Below are 18548 nucleotides of genomic sequence, written 5' to 3'. Positions count from 1 at the left end.
CGGCACGCGTGATCAGACGGACGGCGCTGTCTCCAGTAGGTTGCGAGACATGACAGCGTTGCCATCGGACGTCCCGGACGAGGTGCTGCGCACTTCGATCGTCGACAGGCTGTTCGCGCGCGCGAACGATCGGCGTCCGCTGTTCACGCATCAGGATCACGGCGCCGGCGTGGACCACACGGTCACCTGGGCCGAGTTCGTCACCCGGGTGCGGCAGGTCGCCGGCGAGCTGCGCCGGGTAGCCGAACCGGGTGATCGTGCCGCCGTGCTCACCGGCCAGGACCTGAACTATCCGCTCGCGTTCTTCGGCGCGCTCGCCGCGGGGCTGGTGGCGGTGCCGTTGATGGCGCCGGGCAGCCGCGCCCAGCGAAGCAGGCTCGGCGGCGTGCTCGCGGACTGCGACGCGCGGATTTGGCTGACGTCGTCTGCCGCCGCCGCGAAAACGCTGGAAGCCGGGACGCCCGAACGGCTCGTGGTGGTCGACGAGCTTTCCGGACCCGGCGCCGATCCGCTCCCGGCCGATCCCGGGAGCCCCGCCTACCTCCAGTACACGTCCGGGTCGACGCGGGAGCCCGCCGGCGCGGTGATCCCGCACCGCGCGATCGCGGCGGCCTGCTGGCAGGCGTCCCGCGCCTATGCCGTCGACGAGGGCACGACCTGCGCCGGCTGGATCCCGTTCTTCCACGACATGGGCCTGATCCAGCTGCTGTGCCTGCCCGTCTTCGCGGGCGCGCGGTCGGTGTTCATGGCACCCGCCGAGTTCGTGCACCGGCCCGTCCGGTGGCTGCGTCAGCTGGCGGATCACCCGTCCGTGTTCACCGCGGCGCCGAACTTCGCGTTCGACCTGGCCGCGGACGCCGCCGAGCAGGCCGGGGACGACCTCGACCTGTCCGGCGTGCGAGTGGCGCTCAACGGTGCGGAACCGGTCCGGCCGAGCACGGTGACGCGGTTCCAGGAGGTCTTCGGCCCGCGCGGGTTCCGGCCCGAAGCCCACCGCCCGTCCTACGGCTTGGCCGAAGCGACCGTGTACGTCGCGAGTGCGGGCGAAGAGGGGCCGCGGGGCGCGGTGTTCGACCGCGAAGCCCTCGCACAGGGCCGCGCGATCGAGGTGCCGGACGGTATGGGGCTCATCTCCGTCGGCCGTCCCCTCGGGCAACGGGTGCGGATCGTCCGCGACGGCGTGGCGCAGCCCGAAGGTCTCGCCGGGGAGATCTGGATCCACGGCCCGAACGTCGCGACCGGCTATTGGGGCCGCGGCGACTCGGACGTGTTCGACGCCGAACTCGACGGCGTCGGCGGCTGGCTGCGCACCGGCGATCTCGGCGTCGTCCACCGCGGCGACCTCTACATCACCGGCAGGCTCAAGGACCTCATCCTCATCGACGGCCGCAACTTCCATCCGCAGGACATCGAAGCGGTGGCGGGCGCGGCCCATCCGGAGGTCCGCCGCGACCGGGTCGCCGCTTTCGGAGTGACCGACGAGAAAGGCGAAGGGGCAGTGGTCGTGGCCGAATGGGCAAAGGACGCCGTCGCCGACCGGAAAGAGGTCACCCGAGCCGTCCTACTGGCCGTGTCACGCGAAAACGACCTCACCTTGCGCTCGGTGCGTCTTGTTCCGCCCGGCGAGCTGCCGCGCACCTCCAGCGGCAAGATCGCCCGGTCCGCCACCAAGTCACGGTATGGTCGGGCCGATGGGTGATCACCGCGCCGACGTCGTGAAAGTCGTCAGTGAGACCTTCCGGCTCGACCCCACCGCCATCGAACACGACGCGCCGCTCGAGGAACTGGGCATCGACTCCAAGGGGCGGATCAAGTTGCTGTCGGCGCTCGAGATCTATTACGACGTGTCCATCGATCTGGACCTGCTCGACCGGTTCACCGACATCGGTGCGGTGGCCGAAGTGCTCGCCGAGGCGCTCGGCGGCAACACCGGCGAATCTGACGAGAGGCTGAAATGAGCGGGGGCTACACCGCGGCGACGGAGGCATTGTCGTCGGCGTCGAAGAACATCGGCAAGCTCACGGAGCAATTGCTCGAAGACAATCCGGACCTGTCGAGCACACCGGTGAACGCGGCGGGTTTCGGCCAGGCGCACGGTGACCACGCGGCGAAGTACACCGCCGGCGTGAAGGCGCTCTGGGACTCGGTCAACGGCTACAGCACCACACTCGGATCGTTCGGCACGAACCTCAGCACCGCGGGCTCCTCCTACGGCTCCAACGAGGACGACCAGCGCGACGCCATCACCAAGGCGGGGAACCTGTAATGGCCACTACCTGGACCGACGTCAAGGCCGTTCTCGACGACCCGGCCGTCCCGCCCGACAAGAAGACCCTGCTCATCAGCAGCTGGATGCGGACGCATCCGGCCCCGCCGCCGTGGGCGGACCAGGAGCCGGAGGAGATCAAGGCCAAGCGCAAGGAAGCCGAGAAGTACGCGGCCTCCTACAACGCCAACCCGCTCCTCTCCACCGAGGACGTCGACAAGGTCTACAAGTCGGCGAAGGACTCCGGTGACCAGGCGAGCTACAACGAGCGCGAAGAGAAGAAGGCCGTCGACGAGGGCAACAAGAAGGTCGACGGAGCCAAGGAACCCGCGGCCGAAGGCGGCGGGACCAAGACGTCCGACGAGCTGTTCGACGCCGCCGCTCCGGCGCTGAAGGTGTTCCAGACCTTCGGTTCGCTGCTCGCGAAGCTCCCGGACGACTGTCGCGGGAACACTCGCGCACTCGACTTCGAGAAGGACATCAAGAAGCCCTTCGACGAACAGCGCGGCATCAACTTCAAGAACTTCGTCGACGACGCCGCCCACTTCAAGACCGGCTCGACCACGATCGAACGGACCGTGAAGGACACCGGTTCGGAACTGAGCGGTCTGTTCCAGAGCTGGACCGGTGACGGCGCGGACGCGGCCTCGGACAATTACAACGAGAAGATCCTGCCCAAGGCGAACAAACTCGCCCAGACCCTCGAAACCGCGAGCGAAACGACGCTCCACACCACCAAGACGGTTTTCGAGCTGTGCAAGGGCAAGGCCGACACGATCATCGGCCTGCACAAGGAAATCGTCGGCAAAGCGGATTTCGCGATGGCGCAGAAGGTCGTCGCCATCGCCAGTGGCGAGAAGAGCGGTAAAGAGGATCTGGCCGCGATCGCGGGCTGGATGGACGTCAACTTCGGTTCCAACCTGGTCGAATCCCTGAACAACGACGGCTGTTGCGACGACGACGAATTCAAGAAGGCGGGCCAGAACCTCGCCAAGCAGTGGATTCAGCGGCAGTTCAACCCGGAGATGTGGGACACCATCTACGAGGGTTTCGCCAAGTCCTGCAAGGACACCAAGGATCTCGTCAATCAGGCCTACGACGAACTCGACAAGATGATGGGCAAGGTCAAGAACGAGTTCGAAGGCGCGGGCGGCAAGGGCGACGGCTCCGGAGACGGCAAGGGCGGTGCCGGCGCGGGCGGCGGCAAGGGTGGTGCAGGCGGCGGTAAAGGCGGCGGTCCCGGCGGCGGCCCGGAGATCCCCGACGGCACCGGTGGTTCGGGCTCCGGCGGCGGCAGCGGCTCCGGCTCGGGTGGCGGTTCCGGTAATGGCTCGGGTGGCGGACCCGGCAGTCCTCCGCCGATTCCCGACACCGGCTCGGGCGGCCCTGGTGGTTCCTCCACCGACGGACAGGGCACCGGCGGTTCCGGCAGCGGGTCGGGCTCCGGCAGTGGATCGGGCTCTGGTGGCGGCTCAGGCTCCGGGGGCAACTCCGGTCCGCCGCCCAAACTTCCCGACCTCGACTCGCCCTCCGGCGGCGGCCTCGGCGGCGGCTCGGGCAGCGGCTCCGGTGGCGGTTCAGGATCCGGCAGCGGCATAGGCGGCTCGGGTTCGGACAAGGGCGACACGACGCCCTCCGGTCAAGACCAGGCCGCGGCCGAAGCGAAGAAGGAAGCGGCCGCGGCCGCCGAGGCGGCGAAGAAGCAGGCGTCCGAAGCGCTGGGCAAGCTCGGGGACGGTCCCACCGGCGGCTCCGGCCTCGGCGGGGATTCCGGCGGTGCGAGCGGCAGCTCCGGCCCGCCGCCCAAGCTCCCCGACCTCGGTTCGCCTTCGGGCGGTGGCTCCGGTGGCGGTTCGGGCTCCGGCGGTGGTTCCGGCCTCGGTGACAGCCCGGGTTCGGACGCGACCGACAAGGCGGCCGAAGACAAGGCGGCCGCCGAGAAGGCCACGGAAGACGCGAAGAAGGAAGCGCGCGAAGCGCTGGGCCGCATCGGCACCGAGATGCCCGGCGAGGACGGCAAGGACAAGCCGTCCCTCGAAGACAAGCTCGGTGGCGACAAGCCCGGTGAAGACGGCGACAAGCTGGCCGGCGACAAACCGGGCGAAGACGGCAAAGACGAAGACCGTGAGGTCCTCAAGGTCAAGCAGGGCGACAAGAGTTTCGAGATGTCCGAGCCGGACGCGGACGGCAAGATGGACATCAAGGTCGGCGACGGTTCCGGTCCCGACAAGGAGTTCAAGCTCGACTGGCCCGAGGACGGGGAGAAGTCCGCTTTAGGCTCCGCGCCCGACGGCAAGGACGACGACGTCCACCGCCCCGGCCCGGACGGCAAGATCCACATCAAGGACGGCGATCTGAAGATCACCGCCGAGCGGCCCGATGGTCCGGACGGCCCGACGGTCGTCACGGTCGACGACGGCACCGGCAAACCGACCACCTACACCCTCGGCGACGAGGACTCGCCCAAGGACTCCAAGGACGACAGGGACTCCAAGGACAAGCCTGCCCACCCGGTCACCCCGGCTTCCGAGCCGAGGCCCAACGATCTCCGTCCGCTGTCGGCCCCGCACGTCACGGACAGCGGCGGCGGTATCGGCGGCGGCACCGGCGAGGCCGGCAGCGCTGGTTCCGGTGGTGGCGGCGGTGGCCATGCCGGCGGTGGTGGTGGCGGCGGGATCGCCGCTCCCCTCAACGTCGACTCGTCGGCGCCGAACGGACTCGGGCAGCCTTCTTCGCTGACCGACGGCGCTCACACCGGGGCGGGGACGCACCAGGCGCAGCCCGCGCATCCGACGTCCGCACCGGCCGCCGCGATGGGCGGGGCCCCCGGTCAGCCGATGGGCGGCGCGATGCCGATGGGCGGTATGGGCGGCGGCGCGCCCGGCGGTGCCGGTGGCGATCAGGAACGCAGCAACCGGGCATACCGCATCGAGGGCGAAGTGTTCGACCAGATCAACGAGCCCACCGGCCGGATCACCGGTTCCCTACTGGACGACGAGGAGCTGCCGGCCACCCGCAAGCGGTGACCGGCGGCAGGGAGAACGCATGAGCGCCGACGAAACCGCGGGGGTGAAGGCGACCTTGGACGCCCTCGTCCGCGAACAGGCCGACCGCCGGGCACTGCGGGAACAGCGGGCCGACGAGATCAAGGCCCAAGGTCAGGAGTACATGACCAAACAGGTCCAGACCGCCCAGCGGTACGTCGAGCACCGCCGGGAACTGGGCCAGCGCAAGACGAAGTCGGGCTGGAGCACCGACCGGAGTCACGCGGAGCCCGGGGCCGGTTCGACGTTCGACGAGCCGATGGAAGCCGTCGGCGAACCCGCACCGTTCCCTTCGCCCGCACGCCCTGGCCAGGAGACCCCCCGCCGGACGCGTCGTCCTCGCCCGGCCGAGGTCGACGACGAAGACGACGCCTTCCTCAACAACCGCTGGGCCGACTAGGCCGTGAAACGACCGAAGGCCCCCACCCTCCCGGGTGGGGGCCTTCAGCAGCGTGGAACGACGTCAGATGGCGACGACGCGCTGGGCCTGCGGGCCCTTCTGGCCCTGGCCGATCTCGAACTCAACGCGCTGCCCTTCGTCCAGGGACTTGAAGCCGTTCCCCTGGATCTCCGAGTAGTGCACGAACACGTCCGGCCCGCCGTCGTCCTGTGCGATGAAGCCGAAGCCCTTTTCGCCGTTGAACCACTTAACGCTGCCCTGAGCCATACTTTTACCTGCTATTCATAGTGAGTCGGAGCGCATTCGATGCCCCGATCTCAGGACCCATTCTCGCAAACTCCGATCGGCGGCACACCATGCGCACCGCAAGTGAGTGAAAACGCCCCTCCGGCGCACCCACTGGGGAGGACCGTTTCCGCTGGTCAGCACATCAAGCCGAAGGATTTTCACAGTCCGTGAAAGGGTGAAGAAAGTGCCGTGGCGAAGATCACTCTCTCGTCGCTAGCGCTGGACGCGGTAGCGCAGGTGGGTCGCGCCCCCGACCGTGGCTCGTCCCTCCTGGATCAGCTCGGCCCGGTGGCCCGCGAACAGCGCGGTGCCCTGCCCCAGCAGCAAGGGGGCGAGGTGGAGGTGGACCTCGTCGAGCAGCCCGGCGCCGAGCAGCTGCCCGGCGATGTCCGCTCCCATCACCAGCACGTCCTTGTCCCCGGCGGCGTCCTTGGCGCGCCGGACAGCCTCCTCCAGTCCACCGAAGGCGAACGTCCCGCCGTTGTCGCCGAGCAGGTCGTCCCTGGTCCGATGAGTGACCACGAAACTCGGCATGCCGGGCCACGGTGTGCCGCCCCAGTTCTCCAAACCGAGGTCGAAGGTCCGCCGCCCGATGACCAGGGCCCCGACGATCGCGTTGATCTCGTCGCGGGCGGCGACGTCGACCTCGGCGTTCGGCCCCTCGCCCGCCATCCACTCGTGCAGCCGCTCGCCACCGTCACCCATGGGCTCTTCGCTCCGGACGTTCGGCCCGGCCGTGAACCCGTCCAGCGACATCGACACATCCAGCACCACCTTGCTCATCGCAAGGCCTCCTTCGCTCCGCGGCGCCTCCGTCGGGCGCGGTCGGCAGAAGGTCGGAGCCGGGTCGGCACTCTCGACATCCCCGGGAGAAATCACCGCGAGAAGATGTCAGCCCCGTGCCGGTATCCGCCGCGGGGAGTGGCCGCGATGATGATGTGCATGCGGCGAACTCACGTCTGGCTGGGTGGCTCCGCCGCTCTGGCCTGCGCGGCCATGGCCGTCGCCTTGTACCTGTCGGACTTGGAAAAGCTGTCGTGGATCGCCAGTGCGGGATCGTTCGTGACCGGGGTATCGGCGCTGGTGGTGGCGTTCACCGCGGTCAACCCGTCGGCTCCACGGACCGTCCATCCCGCCCCGATTCGCAGTGAAGACGAAACCGAGCCAGTGGTCGTCTACCTGACCACCTCCGCCTCCCGCATCGGCGCGAGAGCGGCCGGCGCGCTCATCGGACTGGCTTGGTGGGTGGCGCTCTGGATCGTCCTGCTCGTGATCGCGTACTTCATCGGCAAATCGATCGCGCAGATCCAGGCCGAGATCGCAGACCTCGATCCCCGCGCTCCCCTCCTGCTGATGCTGCTGTTCGTCGTGGGCTTCATCTCCGAAGCGCACTCGGGCGGCCGGGACACGCTGATCATCGACGCCGACGGACTGAGCCTCGCCGACCGGCGATGGATCAGCTGGAAGAACCGGAGTGTGCGGCTGAACTGGGACCAGCTGGAGAGCATCCGCCTACGAGCTCATCCCGACCACGGCGGCCACCAGATCGCGGTGCGGTTCAAAGACCATCGCCAGGCCTTGGACTTCGAGTACAAGCACGGCTTCCGAAAGGAGCGCGACCACTGGCAGAACGTCCTGGCACTGTCGGCCGAGAAAACCGAGGTACTCGCGACAGTGCGCGCGGCATTGGCCCGCTATGCCGGGAACACATATCAGCCGTGACGGAACGCCCCTCTGATCAGGGTGCGATCACGGGGAAGTAGGTCAGCACCTCGCCGGTCGACGGGTCGAAGTAACCAGCCAGTTCGAGATCTCGCCAGATACCCGACCACAAGCCGGTCTTCTCGTCGCGGAGCACGGTCGGTGACGTCCATGCCCCCTGCCCGGCGGCGCGCACGTCGTCGGCGGTCCACTCCGTCGGAAAGTAGGTGTGGCTGACGAAGAACGGCTTGCGCATGTCCTCGGCGGAGTCCTCGAAATGGCGCACCGGCGCCAGCGGGTAGCCGTCCGGACGGCCCAGCCCCGGTTGACCCGCGGTGGCGTCCAGGAACGACCGCAACCCGTTGAGCACGGACCAGAAGACCGACTGCGGGAGGACTTTCCGCGGCCACCGGTCGTAGCGGCTCTCCAGCACGACGACGTCGTTGACGAAATCGATCATGCAGCCGTTCCCGACCAGGGTCCGTTCCTCGGTCCGGCATCGCTGCAACGTCGCACCGAGCTGATCGAGCACCGAGAGATTCGGCTGCGCGTCGGTGTACAGCCAGGCGGCGAGCGGCAAGAGATCCTCCGGCGCCATGATCCGCAACCGGCGATGATCGTCGAAGGCGAGTCCGATCGATTCCCCCACGGTGAGAGGTGAGCTCAGGGTGGGGGTCATGTGCTCGAGTTCCCTTTCGTCGTCACCGGAACTTCACCGGCGGGTCCATCCTGCCGTCGGGGTAGTAGGTGGGCGGTGTGAGGAACCCGCCCGGCCCCGCGGTTCCGTTCGGATTGGCGAAGCCCGACATGTTGATGGTGCTGCCCGCGTTCGGGTGGTTTCCGCTGCCACTGCCGTGGTCGGCACCACCGGGGTTCCAGATCGGCGTGAACGGGATCTGTCCCTGCCCTTGCCACTGGTAGCTCTGCGGACCTCCGCCGGGCCTGGGCGGCATCGCCGTGATCCCCCCGTTGGGGTTGCCACCGTTCCACGCCTGGTCCCCGAGGTTCTGCACGATTCCCTGGTTCAGGCCCTGCGGGAACATCGTGCTCATCGGCTTGCCCGCGTTGCCGCCGTGCGGGTCGGCCATCGTCGGGTGGTGCAGGTTGTAGACACCGTTGGAGTCAGGGTACGAACCGTACGGTCCTGTGCCGGGCGGCGCCGGCGGGGTGGAATGCGGCGGTGGTCCGGCCGGACCGTGGAACACCGGCGGATTCCCGCCGTTCACCCCCGCTCCGTGCCAGTTGGGGCGGCCGTTCGGCCCGGGCGTGTTGTGCGGGGCGGTCCCCGGAGGCAGATCGTTCTGCAGCATGTGGCCGCCGCTGAACCCCCAGGGCCGCGGCGGCGCCGTGCTGCCGGGCGGCCGTGGCCTCGGCGGTTTGAGGTTCCCCAGGGTCACGTGCTCGTGCGCGGACTGAGGGACGTCCACGCCGCCGTAGGGATGCTGGTCCGGTTTACCCGGTGACTCGTCGAGCGCGCGCGACCCGCCGCCCGACTTGCTGGGGCCGGTCTTTCCCGGATCGTGCAGCGGACCAGGCGAGTGCCGACCCGGCGCTTTGCCGGGCTTGATCTTCTTGAAGCCGTCCGACGCCTTCCCGAAAACGTCGCCCGCCTTGCGCAGCAGCCCCGACAACTTCTTGAGCGCGGTGATGAGCGTCTTGACGAGCGTGGCGATCTTCGTCGCGGTCTTCGCGACCAGCGCCGCCACCTGCGGCACCACCCAGGTCAACCCGATACCGAACGTCGCGAGCACCTGCAGCGCCCAGGACACCAGGCGCGCCACCACTTCCGCGATGATGTCGCGAACGAGTCCCCGCACCGCCGCGACCACCTCGCCGGCGGTCTGGACCCCGCTCCCCGCTCCCGCGCTCGCCTCACCCGCGGCCGAGATCAGCGCGGCCAGATCGCTGGTCTGCGCGCGGTAGGCGTCGGCGCCCTGCCCCGCCCAGCTCCGCACGTCGGCGTCAACCTGCTTGACCAGGTCCTCGCCCACACTCGCGAGTTCCTTCGCGATGTTCTGCCACGTCTGCGCCTGCGCGGTGATCTGATCCGGGTCACCCGCGAGTTTGTCCAGCGCCTCCTTGAGCGGGCCGACGTGTTCCATCAACCAGCCCACGCCCGCGGCGAGCACCGAACCGAACGGATCGGCCACCATCGACAGGGCTTCCATCGCCGTCCCCGCGACGCCCATCACAGCCGAAGCCCAGTCACCGCTTTCGATGCTGGACTTCACCCCCTGGGCCTCTTCGAACAGCGGGACCCCACTCGCCCACGTCGTCGAGCTGACCGCGTCCGCGACCAACGGATTCGCCAAAACCAACCATCCCCAGCATCAGAACCAACTCGCGTCGACCGACGTAATCACGGGGCCGGTGAACGCTACAAGCCACTCGACCCGACGATGCCCGTTTTATCGCGCACGACTGCCCGGAGTCCCACCCTACAACGAGAACGACGCCCCGATTCCTTTCGACGTCTCGACGCCCGACTCGGGGCCTGGTAAGGGTTTTGTCCGTTATCGTCCTGCCCGAACCCCAGTTTCGGCACGCGGTGTTCGACTTCCGCCGAATTTGCGCCCAGGCGGATAAAGCGGTGTTGCGAAGGGCACTTTCGCAACACCAGAGGGACCACTAGGCAAGGGACGGAACACACTTCCTGGTCTAGTTGCCGTAGCGGCAGACCATCATCCTGACCCGCTCGCGCCGCCGAGCCGCTGCCCGTCCCACCACGCGGCCTAGATGTTCACAGTCGTCTCCTGGCTTCGATGAACAGCAGCCAGCCGAGGTAGCCACCGCCGAGCACGACGGTGATGACCCCTACGGGCAGCGGGGTGGGCGCGATGTGCTGGGCGAGGTAGTCCGCCGACAAGCACAGCAACGCGCCCACGACGGCCGCGGGTGCGAGGGTGATCCCCGCGGTGCGGGCGAGCCGACGGGCGATCTGCGGTGCGACCAGGGAGATGAACACGATCGGCCCCGACGCGGCCGTGACCGTCGCCGTCAGCGCCACGCCCACCACGACCAGCCAAAGACGTACGGGAGAGACCCGCACCCCTTGGGACGCGGCCACGTCGTCACCCAGGTCCATCTGTCGCATCGGCCGGCTCGACATCCCCGCCAGCAGCAGGAGCACGAGAACGCACGCGCCGCCGACGGCCACCTGGTTCCAGGTCACGCCGTTGAGCGATCCGGCACCCCATGCCGCCGCGGCCATCGTCTGTTTCAGGTCGGCTTTGAGGATCAGCCAGGTGTTCAGCGAGTCCAGCACGGCCGCGACGGCGATCCCGACGATGATAAGCCGGAAGCCCTGCACTCCCCGCCGGTAGGCGAGCAGGTACACGGCGACGGCGGTGAGCATGCCGCCCAGCACCGCACCGCCGACCAGCTGCCAGTAGGTGCCGTTGGCGACCAGGATCACCACCAACGCGCCCGTGTAGGAGCCCTGGGAGAAGCCGATGAGCCCAGGGTCCGCGAGGGGGTTGCGCAACATCGACTGGAAGATCGCCCCGCTCACCCCCAGTGCGGCGCCGAACACCAGCGCGGCGGTCACCCGCGGAAGCCGCCACTCGACCACGATGTCGTGCACCAGCCCCGTCTGCCGTCCGGCCAGCGCGGAGACCACCTGCCCGGGGCTGAACAGGTAGGAGCCGGTCATCAGCGCGAGCACCGCGGTGCAGGCGATCAAGAGCGCGAGAACCAGGCAGACGACGACCGAACGCCGGTCGAGCCGCACGGCGACCCACCACCACCGCACGGTCAGCACCCGCCGCCCGAAGTCCACCCGCTCCCCGGGCGCCGAGCGAGTGCGGACCGACCGTGACGACAAGCCTGTGCTCACAGTCCGCTCGCCTTCTTCCGGCGCGCCAGCACGATGAGGACGGGGGCGCCGACGAATGCGGTGACGATCCCGACCGGGATCTCGCCGGGCCGGATCACGACGCGGCCGAGGATGTCGGAGGCCAGCAGCAGACAGGGGCCCAGTACCGCGCTGTAGGCGAAGATCCAGCGCTGGTGCGGGCCGACGATCCAGCGGGCCACGTGCGGCACCATGAGCCCGACGAACCCGATCGGTCCGGCGATGGCCGTCGCACCTCCGGCGAGCAGGGTGAGCGCGATGATCGCGAGGACGCGGGTGCGCGCCAGGCGGACGCCCTGGGCGACCGCCACTTCGTCACCCAGGGCCATGGCGTTGAGCGAACCCGACACCGCGAAGGCCAGGACGAGCGCCACCGCGAAGAACGGCAGGACCGGCCACACCACATCGAGCGGGCGGCCCGCCGTCGAACCGGCGTTCCAGTTCCGCATGGCGTCGAACGCGGCCGGGTCGGTCAGCTGGAGGGCCTCCCGGGCGCCCCCGAGCACCGCACCGACACAGACCCCGGCGAGCACCATGACCACCGGCGAGGAGCCCTGCCGCGTCGACCCGATGGCGAGCACCACGAGGGTGACGATCAGCGCTCCCGCGAACGCGAACCACAGGTAGCCGTGGACGTCGCTCACGCCGAGCAAACCCACGGCGACCGTCACCGCGAAGGACGCCCCGGCGTGGACGCCGAGGACGCCCGGATCGGCGAGGGGGTTGCGGGTGAGCGCCTGGATCAACGCTCCCGACAGGCCGAGTGCGACGCCGACGACCAGACCCACGATCGTGCGCGGCAGCCGGTAGTCGCGGATCGCGAACTGGTCGATGCCGTCCGACGATCCGACCAGCGCGTCCCACACCACGGACGGCGCGATCGCCGTCGAGCCGATCATGACGCTCAGCGCCAGCAGGATCGCCAGCACCATCAGCGCGACGACCAGCCCGAGCAGGCGACGGGACGGTCCGGGCACCACCCCCAGGGGGCTCGGACCGTCCCTCCTCAGGGTGAGGGCAGTCACCTGGTGGCCGGGAGGGTCGCCAGTGCGCGGTCGAGCGAGTCCAGGTACCGGATCACGGATCCGTAGGAGTTGTTGCCGGGGCAGAAGACCCCGATCGCGTGACCGGAACTCACCTCGGGCAGCGCTTTCCAGGTGTTGGTCTCGATCACCGGCACGAAGGGCTCCGTCGGACGGCCCGCGGCGTCGACGGGATAGGTGATCACGTCGTACTTCGACAGCTCACGGATCTGCTCGAACGGCAGGGCCGTCCAGGCCAGTGGATCGGCGCCGTCGGCGGCCTTGGGGAGCTTCATGCCGACCTCGTCCCTGGCGATCTCCGAGCAACCGATGTCGGCGATGGCGAACGTCCCGGGATCGGACGACGAGTAGCGGATGACGTCGACGAACGAGGTACCGGCGATGATCCCGCGGTACTTCTCCTTGACAGCGGCACGGCGCTTCTCGAACTCCGCCTTCTGCGCGCTCAGCGCACCGGTGACGTTGCCGGCCTCCGCGACTCCGTCGGCGAGGGCCTTCCACTCGGCGTCGAGGCCGAAGTACACGGTCGGGCCGATCGCCGTCAACCGCGCCTTGATCGACTCGAACTCGGACTCGGGTATCTGGACCAGGATGAGGTCCGGCTTCAGACCGGCGAGCTTCTCCATGTCGACCTGGTCGGCGCTGGGCGCGAGGATCGTGGCCGACTTGTACGTCGCCTGCTTGTCCGCGGGCAACAGCGCGATGTCGGAATCCGACTCCGCCGTGACGCCGACCGGTTTCCCGCCGAGGTCGATGAACGGCAGGGTCGTGTTGCCGATCGTGGCGACACGCTGGGGCGCGACCGGGACCTTGATCGCGCCGTTGCCCGCCTGCACGGTGCGGGTGTCGGCGGCCGTGCCGGCGGGCTCCTCGGTGCCGGCTCCGCCGCACGCGGTGAGGACGAGCGCCGTGCTCACCAGGGCGGCGGCCAGGGCGGCGCCGCGTCGTCGTAGAAGGGTCATGTCTTCTCTTCTTCGTTTCAGGGGAAGGTCAGTGCGTGTCGTGGTGGGTTTCGGCGCGCGTCAGTTCGTGGACCGTGGTTCCCCAGCCGACGGTGTGCGTCACGCTCCGGGCGAGCCCCGCTCGCGTGATGACGGCATCGAGCTCGTCGGCGGTACGGAGCCCCGAGCCATGCACGGTGAGGGCGAGCAGATCGGCTTCACCGTCGTGTTCGTCGAGGTCGGCGGTGTCGAAGAGGTCTTCGACCAGCAGGACCCGGCCGCCGGGGAGGAGGTTCTCGGCCGCTCGGCGCAGGGCATGGGCGGCATCGGCGTCGGCCAGGTTCTTGAACGCGCGGATGATGAACACGGCGTCGGCGGCGGGGCCGGGTTCGAAGACGGACTGTTCGACCACCTCGACCCGGGCGCGCTGCCGCTCGTCGGGGATGGTGTCGGGCAGGTCGCGGCGCAGCCAGTCGGCCTGCGCGGGCAACGCGCAGATCGTGATCCGCAGGTCGGGGTGGGCGGCGACGAACTCGCGGGCCTGGGCGCCCGCACCGCCGGAGTGGAGCACCAGGTGCCGGACCCCGGAGAGGATGTCGGAGGTGGCGATCGGTTCGGCCAGCGTGGCCTGGAACTTCGCCAGCCGTTCCAGGTAGCGGTCCTCGTAGTCCTGTTCGGCCCGTACCTCGGCATAGGTCTGCCCGGTCACCGAGGCGTAGGCGGGCCTGCCGGTGCGGATCGACTCGGTGAGCCCGCGGATGCCGAGCATCTCGCGGCCCGCCACCCCGGCGGGGTGCAGGAAGTCGGCCATGAAGTCGACGGTCAGGACCTCACCCACCGACGTCAGTTCGTAGTGGCCCGGTTTGGTCTCGGTCAGGACGTCCAGGGTGTGCAGGTAGCGCAACAACTTGCCCAGCGCCCGCTCGTCGGCGCCCGCCTTGCCGGCCAGGTCGGCCGTGGCGGTCACGCCGCGGGAGATCAGCTCGGGAAGGTCCAGTTCGACGGCTGCGCGGATCGCCATCGGTGCGATCAGCTCGGTCAGCTCGTGGAGCTTCTCGAGCGGGGTCCTCGTCTTCGCGGGGTCGGGCACCGCCCCGTCGTTCTCCAGCGCGACGACCTCGCCGCGACGCCAGTACCCGCTGAACTCGATGTCCTGTTTGGACACTCCCCGGTCCTCGACCAGATGACGCCGGATGTCGCGCACCGCCGCCTGTTCCCCGGCGAGCCAGGCGAACGGCGTCCCGTCCCACCAAGCGCAGTTCCTGACCGCATCGACCAGGAGGTGGGTCGTACCGGCCTCGGCGCCGTCTCGCACGAGCCAGGTCACCTCGACGCCGGGCAGCTCACGCAGCTCCTGACGGTGTTCGTCCTCGGCGACCTCGATGAACACCTGCGCCCTCGTGCCCTCGGGCAGCTCGTCGAGCAGACGGGCGGTCGCGGGGATCGTCGAGTCGTCCCCGGCGACCAGCAGCCAGTCCGCGTCCCGCGGGAGCGCCCGCGACGAGCTCGGGCCGAAGAAGTGGACGCGATCGCCGACCTGGGCACGGTACGCCCAGGTGGTGCCGACGCCGATACCGTGCTTGAGCACATCGACTTCCAGCTCGCCCGTCTCGGGCGACCAGCGCCGGACGGTGTAGAGCCTCGTCAACGGCCGCGGATCTCTCGGCAGGTCCAGGCCCTTCTCCTGTTGCACCGGCAGCACCGGCCGGTCCTGGCCGGGGTAGCGGAACACCAACCGGATGTCGTCGTCGAAACCGGTCGAGTCGAACGCCGGCTGGGCGAAGCCGTTCGCCGAAGTGAACTCGCCCAGCTGCGCGCCGGCCATCGTGATTCGCCGCATCCCCGGCGTCAGGTCCCGCACGCGGACGACCTCGACCTCCCGCAGGGTCAAGGGGCGCACGGTGATCCGGCGTGAGGTCTTCGGCATGCGGGAACAGCCCTTCCGGACGGGACGAAGGCGATGAGGCCGCCCTCCACCATCGACAGGGGGCGTAGCTAATGGTAGGCAATCCTTACTTCGCGCAGTGTGCGTGGATCGCCATTTAGTTAGGACACGATGGACGTGGATGTGCCAGTGGTCGCAGGCGCGAGCCGACCGCCGTCGATCCCTCGGGTGCGGTCGAGCGGCTCATGGGACCAGCCTGAGCATCTCCTGCTCTGGGTCCGTACGGGCTCAGCGTGCCTCCGGATGGAGGACAGCCCGGAGTATCGGCTCGCCGGCGGCGAGGGTGCCTGGATTCCGGCGAACCCCGGCAACCGCTGGACGCTCGTCACCGAGCCGGGCACGGTCGCCTTCCCGCTGTTGACGCATCCGAGTCTCGCCGCCGAGACCCATTCCGAGAACACTGCCGAACCGAGACGGTTCGTGGTTCCCGACGGCTGGCAGGACTGGCTGATCCAGCACTTCAACCTCATGGTCACGCCGCTGACCGGCCACGGATACTCCCAGGACGCGCTCGTCGATCTTCTTCGCGGCTCTGGACGGCGACAGCCGCCGCGAAGCGAAGACGCCCAGCCGGACGCGTTCGATCCGCCTGCGATGCCGAAACCCGGCGGGGCCCGGGAAGTGGCCGACGAGTTGCTGCGGAATCCCGCGCTCGACCTCACCGTCGACGAGTGGGCGGCACGGGTGCTGTCCAGCCCGCGGACTCTGCTCCGCGACTTCCGCGCCGACACCGGGCTGACCTTCGAGCAGTGGCGGCTGTGCTGCCGGTTGAGCGCGTCCGTCGAGTTCCTGGCCGACGGGTTCGGCGTCGACCAGGTGGCCGCACGAGTGGGCTTCGCCAGCCGCAGCGGATTCACCCGCGCGTTCAGGCAGCGGTTCGGGTCGACTCCGTACGAGTTCAGCCGGACGCTCTCCGCGCACCCCGCCGCCGGTGACCACTCACGGCGCACGACCGCCGTACGTCAGGTCGACGACCTCGTGACGATGATGCGGGGCGACAGGGTCGCGCCGGATGCACCCGGGTTGCTTCCCGCGACTCGCACAATCTCGCACGCCAACGACTCCCATGTGCTCTGCTGGGCGTACCGCGGCAGCGGATACCTGGGCGTCGGCGAACGTCGTTACGAGTGGGGCCGGGGCGTCGCGACCTGGATCCCGGCGGGCGTGGAGCATGTCACGGGTGTGCGTCAGGACTCGATCTCACTGCCGATCGGGGACGCCGATGCCGGTGACCTGCGGCTGACGGAGCCGTTGCAGGTCCAGTTCTCTCCCGACTGGGACGACTACCTGCTGTTCTGCTCCATCACCGCACGCACCCCGATGCGGCCGGACGGCTACGACCCCAGCCATGTCCTCGACCTGTTCGCCGACCAGGTCGCCGCGCAGCGAGCGCTGTCACTACCGATGCCGACCGACTCCCGGGCGCGGGGAGCCGCCATCGACTACCTGCGCCGCATCGGTATTTCCGGCGGATCAGGACCCGACCTACCCGTCGCCGTCCACCGGGCCTTCCGCGAACAGACCGGTATGAGCTTCTCCCGGTGGTGCTACGCCGCCCGCATGCGCATCGCCCGGGACATGCTCGCCGGCTTCGCCAAACCCAGCGCCGTCGCCCGCCGTCTCGGGTACGCCCACCTCCCGACCTTCAGCTCCGCCTTCACACGCTTTCACGGCCTCTCACCGCGCGACTACCAGAAGCGTGAGACGGGGAGACCCTGACCGACAGAACCCTTCTCCGCACAGCATCTTTCCCGGCGACATCGTCACGAACGCGGCGGGCGCACGCCAATGCCCGCAAGCAGATTCGAGACAGTCCACGGTCTGAGCGCAGCAGAACAAACGGAGACGTAACGGTGCACCGATCGCGGTCTACGCCGAAGCGAAAACGCTGTAGGAATACCAACCTCCCCGCAGTCCAGCGGGGATGCGTCGAAGAGTGGGCCGCCTGGGGCTCGAACCCAGAACCTACGGAATCTTGGGCGGGGTCCGCGGACGTCTGCCGTTAGCTGCCAATAGTCGCTCTCACCTGCGCGAACTCCGATCGGTAACGATCATGACATGTGATCGTTTGGCGTCGTCTGCGGTCGTTTCCCGGGGATAAACCGGGGAGATGATCATGCTTTCTCGGCTGCTGCGACTGCTCGCGCGAGGCAGTCGCACTGTCGTCTGCCAGGCTCTACGGCGTGACGACATCCGCGTGGGACGAGGTATCCACAGCAGTCGCAGCGGCCCCTTACCCGGTGGCCGTGCTTTCCCTGGACAGCGAACGTGCCGCCCACTGTCTGCGCGAATTGGGCATCACAACGACCTCATGGTTGGGTGCCGTCGTAGGCCACACTGGCGGACTATTGGTGGACCACGGGTGGCTGCGCGTTCTGGGAAGCGGGGCGGAGGCATTGCCCGACATCCTCGGCGGCGCCGAACCCGCCTCAGGCACCTTGCCGGTCGCCTACGACGTGTTGGGCGGCGTGTATACCTGGGCAGCCAACCCTGCGGGGCGGCCGACGATCCACTACTTCGGGCCAGACGTCCTCGATTGGGAGGACCTTGAGCTGGGGTACGCCGAATGGCTGCACGCTGTGCTCGCCGGTTCGCTCGACAGGTTTTACGAAACCCTGCGCTGGCCCGGCTGGCAGGATGACGTCAGTGCAGTTGCGGCCGACCAAGGCATTCACACCTTCCCGCCACCTTGGAGCAAAGAAGGTAAAGACCTCTCGACGGTGTCGCGGGCAGTCGTCGCGCTGTCAGAGTTGGTATCGCTCCATCAGGACACCGCACGACAGTTGAGCGGCCAGGAATCCTGATCTGACGGCCACACCTCCCCCTTCATCCCGATACGAAGCCAGCACGCGGCCGGTGGCGTCGGGTCAAGGCACGCTTTCCAGCCTTGACGCGGTGCTACCGGCCGTTGTCACGATCAGGCGTCGGGGTGAAGGAGATCGACAACAGCGCGTAACAGGTGGCGATACACGAACGACCGGTATGTCACGACGCTCGTTGAGGAGGGCCGACGTTGGCTATGCGGACATGTGCGCCGCCGCTGGGTGGCGCTGCGCACGGTGACCCA

16 protein-coding genes are annotated in these 18548 nt (G+C 68.8%); 8 read left to right on the top strand and 8 right to left on the bottom strand.

Annotated features, from left to right (window positions below):
- Positions 1-49: 49 nt before the first annotated feature.
- Genes H5J31_RS31255 through H5J31_RS31235 form a run of 5 tightly spaced genes read left to right on the top strand, consistent with a single transcriptional unit; the run spans position 50 to position 5710 of the window.
- Positions 50-1699, top strand: a complete 1650-nt coding sequence (locus H5J31_RS31255; protein WP_181776260.1) for a fatty acyl-AMP ligase — start codon at positions 50-52, stop codon at positions 1697-1699.
- Positions 1692-1958, top strand: a complete 267-nt coding sequence (locus tag H5J31_RS31250) for an acyl carrier protein (protein WP_181776259.1) — start codon at positions 1692-1694, stop codon at positions 1956-1958. The genes H5J31_RS31255 and H5J31_RS31250 overlap by 8 nt, the downstream gene beginning before the upstream one ends.
- A complete protein-coding gene (locus tag H5J31_RS31245; RefSeq protein WP_181776258.1) occupies positions 1955-2266 on the top strand; it encodes a hypothetical protein in 312 nt (103 codons plus the stop codon). Before H5J31_RS31250 ends, H5J31_RS31245 begins: the two co-directional genes overlap by 4 nt.
- Positions 2266-5292, top strand: a complete 3027-nt coding sequence (locus H5J31_RS31240) for a WXG100 family type VII secretion target (protein ID WP_181776257.1) — start codon at positions 2266-2268, stop codon at positions 5290-5292. The genes H5J31_RS31245 and H5J31_RS31240 overlap by 1 nt, the downstream gene beginning before the upstream one ends.
- Positions 5293-5311: 19 nt before the next feature.
- The gene (locus H5J31_RS31235; protein WP_181776256.1) at positions 5312-5710 is read left to right on the top strand and encodes a hypothetical protein; all 399 of its coding nucleotides are present in this window, start codon (positions 5312-5314) and stop codon (positions 5708-5710) included.
- Between the two features lie 63 nt (positions 5711-5773).
- On the opposite strand, the gene H5J31_RS31230 is transcribed toward H5J31_RS31235, so the two are convergent.
- Together H5J31_RS31230 and H5J31_RS31225 are read right to left on the bottom strand one after the other, a co-directional pair.
- The gene (locus H5J31_RS31230; protein WP_037319102.1) at positions 5774-5977 is read right to left on the bottom strand and encodes a cold-shock protein; all 204 of its coding nucleotides are present in this window, start codon (positions 5975-5977) and stop codon (positions 5774-5776) included.
- Between the two features lie 234 nt (positions 5978-6211).
- Complete coding sequence (locus H5J31_RS31225) at positions 6212-6781, bottom strand: dihydrofolate reductase family protein (RefSeq protein WP_181776255.1); 570 nt, start codon at positions 6779-6781, stop codon at positions 6212-6214.
- A gap of 159 nt (positions 6782-6940) precedes the next feature.
- Between H5J31_RS31225 and H5J31_RS31220 the strand changes: the two genes are divergently transcribed.
- Entirely contained in the window at positions 6941-7720 is a 780-nt protein-coding gene (locus H5J31_RS31220) for a hypothetical protein (RefSeq protein ID WP_181776254.1), read from the top strand.
- A gap of 16 nt (positions 7721-7736) precedes the next feature.
- Here the strand turns inward: H5J31_RS31220 and H5J31_RS31215 are convergent, their stop codons facing one another.
- The 6 genes from H5J31_RS31215 to H5J31_RS31190 all read right to left on the bottom strand — a co-directional run bounded on the left by H5J31_RS31215 (position 7737) and on the right by H5J31_RS31190 (position 15463).
- Entirely contained in the window at positions 7737-8378 is a 642-nt protein-coding gene (locus H5J31_RS31215) for an EndoU domain-containing protein (protein WP_181776253.1), read from the bottom strand.
- Between the two features lie 22 nt (positions 8379-8400).
- Entirely contained in the window at positions 8401-10011 is a 1611-nt protein-coding gene (locus H5J31_RS40475) for a WXG100 family type VII secretion target (RefSeq protein ID WP_181776252.1), read from the bottom strand.
- A 428-nt stretch (positions 10012-10439) separates the two neighbouring features.
- Entirely contained in the window at positions 10440-11534 is a 1095-nt protein-coding gene (locus H5J31_RS31205) for a FecCD family ABC transporter permease (RefSeq protein WP_328701661.1), read from the bottom strand.
- The gene (locus H5J31_RS31200) at positions 11531-12529 is read right to left on the bottom strand and encodes a FecCD family ABC transporter permease (RefSeq protein ID WP_328701660.1); all 999 of its coding nucleotides are present in this window, start codon (positions 12527-12529) and stop codon (positions 11531-11533) included. Before H5J31_RS31200 ends, H5J31_RS31205 begins: the two co-directional genes overlap by 4 nt.
- Positions 12530-12573: 44 nt before the next feature.
- Positions 12574-13557: an ABC transporter substrate-binding protein gene (locus tag H5J31_RS31195; protein WP_181776251.1), complete on the bottom strand. Its 984-nt coding sequence runs from the start codon at positions 13555-13557 to the stop codon at positions 12574-12576.
- Between the two features lie 28 nt (positions 13558-13585).
- Positions 13586-15463: a siderophore-interacting protein gene (locus H5J31_RS31190; RefSeq protein ID WP_181776250.1), complete on the bottom strand. Its 1878-nt coding sequence runs from the start codon at positions 15461-15463 to the stop codon at positions 13586-13588.
- Positions 15464-15724: 261 nt separating this feature from the next.
- Between H5J31_RS31190 and H5J31_RS31185 the strand changes: the two genes are divergently transcribed.
- Both H5J31_RS31185 and H5J31_RS31180 read left to right on the top strand, forming a co-directional pair.
- Positions 15725-17200 (top strand): AraC family transcriptional regulator, encoded by a 1476-nt coding sequence (locus H5J31_RS31185; protein ID WP_207899079.1) that lies wholly within the window; start codon positions 15725-15727, stop codon positions 17198-17200.
- Between the two features lie 464 nt (positions 17201-17664).
- Complete coding sequence (locus tag H5J31_RS31180) at positions 17665-18285, top strand: DUF2625 family protein (RefSeq protein WP_328701659.1); 621 nt, start codon at positions 17665-17667, stop codon at positions 18283-18285.
- Positions 18286-18548 lie beyond the last annotated feature (263 nt).

It is taken from the genome of Amycolatopsis pittospori (assembly GCF_013870525.1).
GTDB lineage: Bacteria > Actinomycetota > Actinomycetes > Mycobacteriales > Pseudonocardiaceae > Amycolatopsis > Amycolatopsis pittospori.
This window is presented reverse-complemented; position numbering and strand designations above follow the sequence as displayed.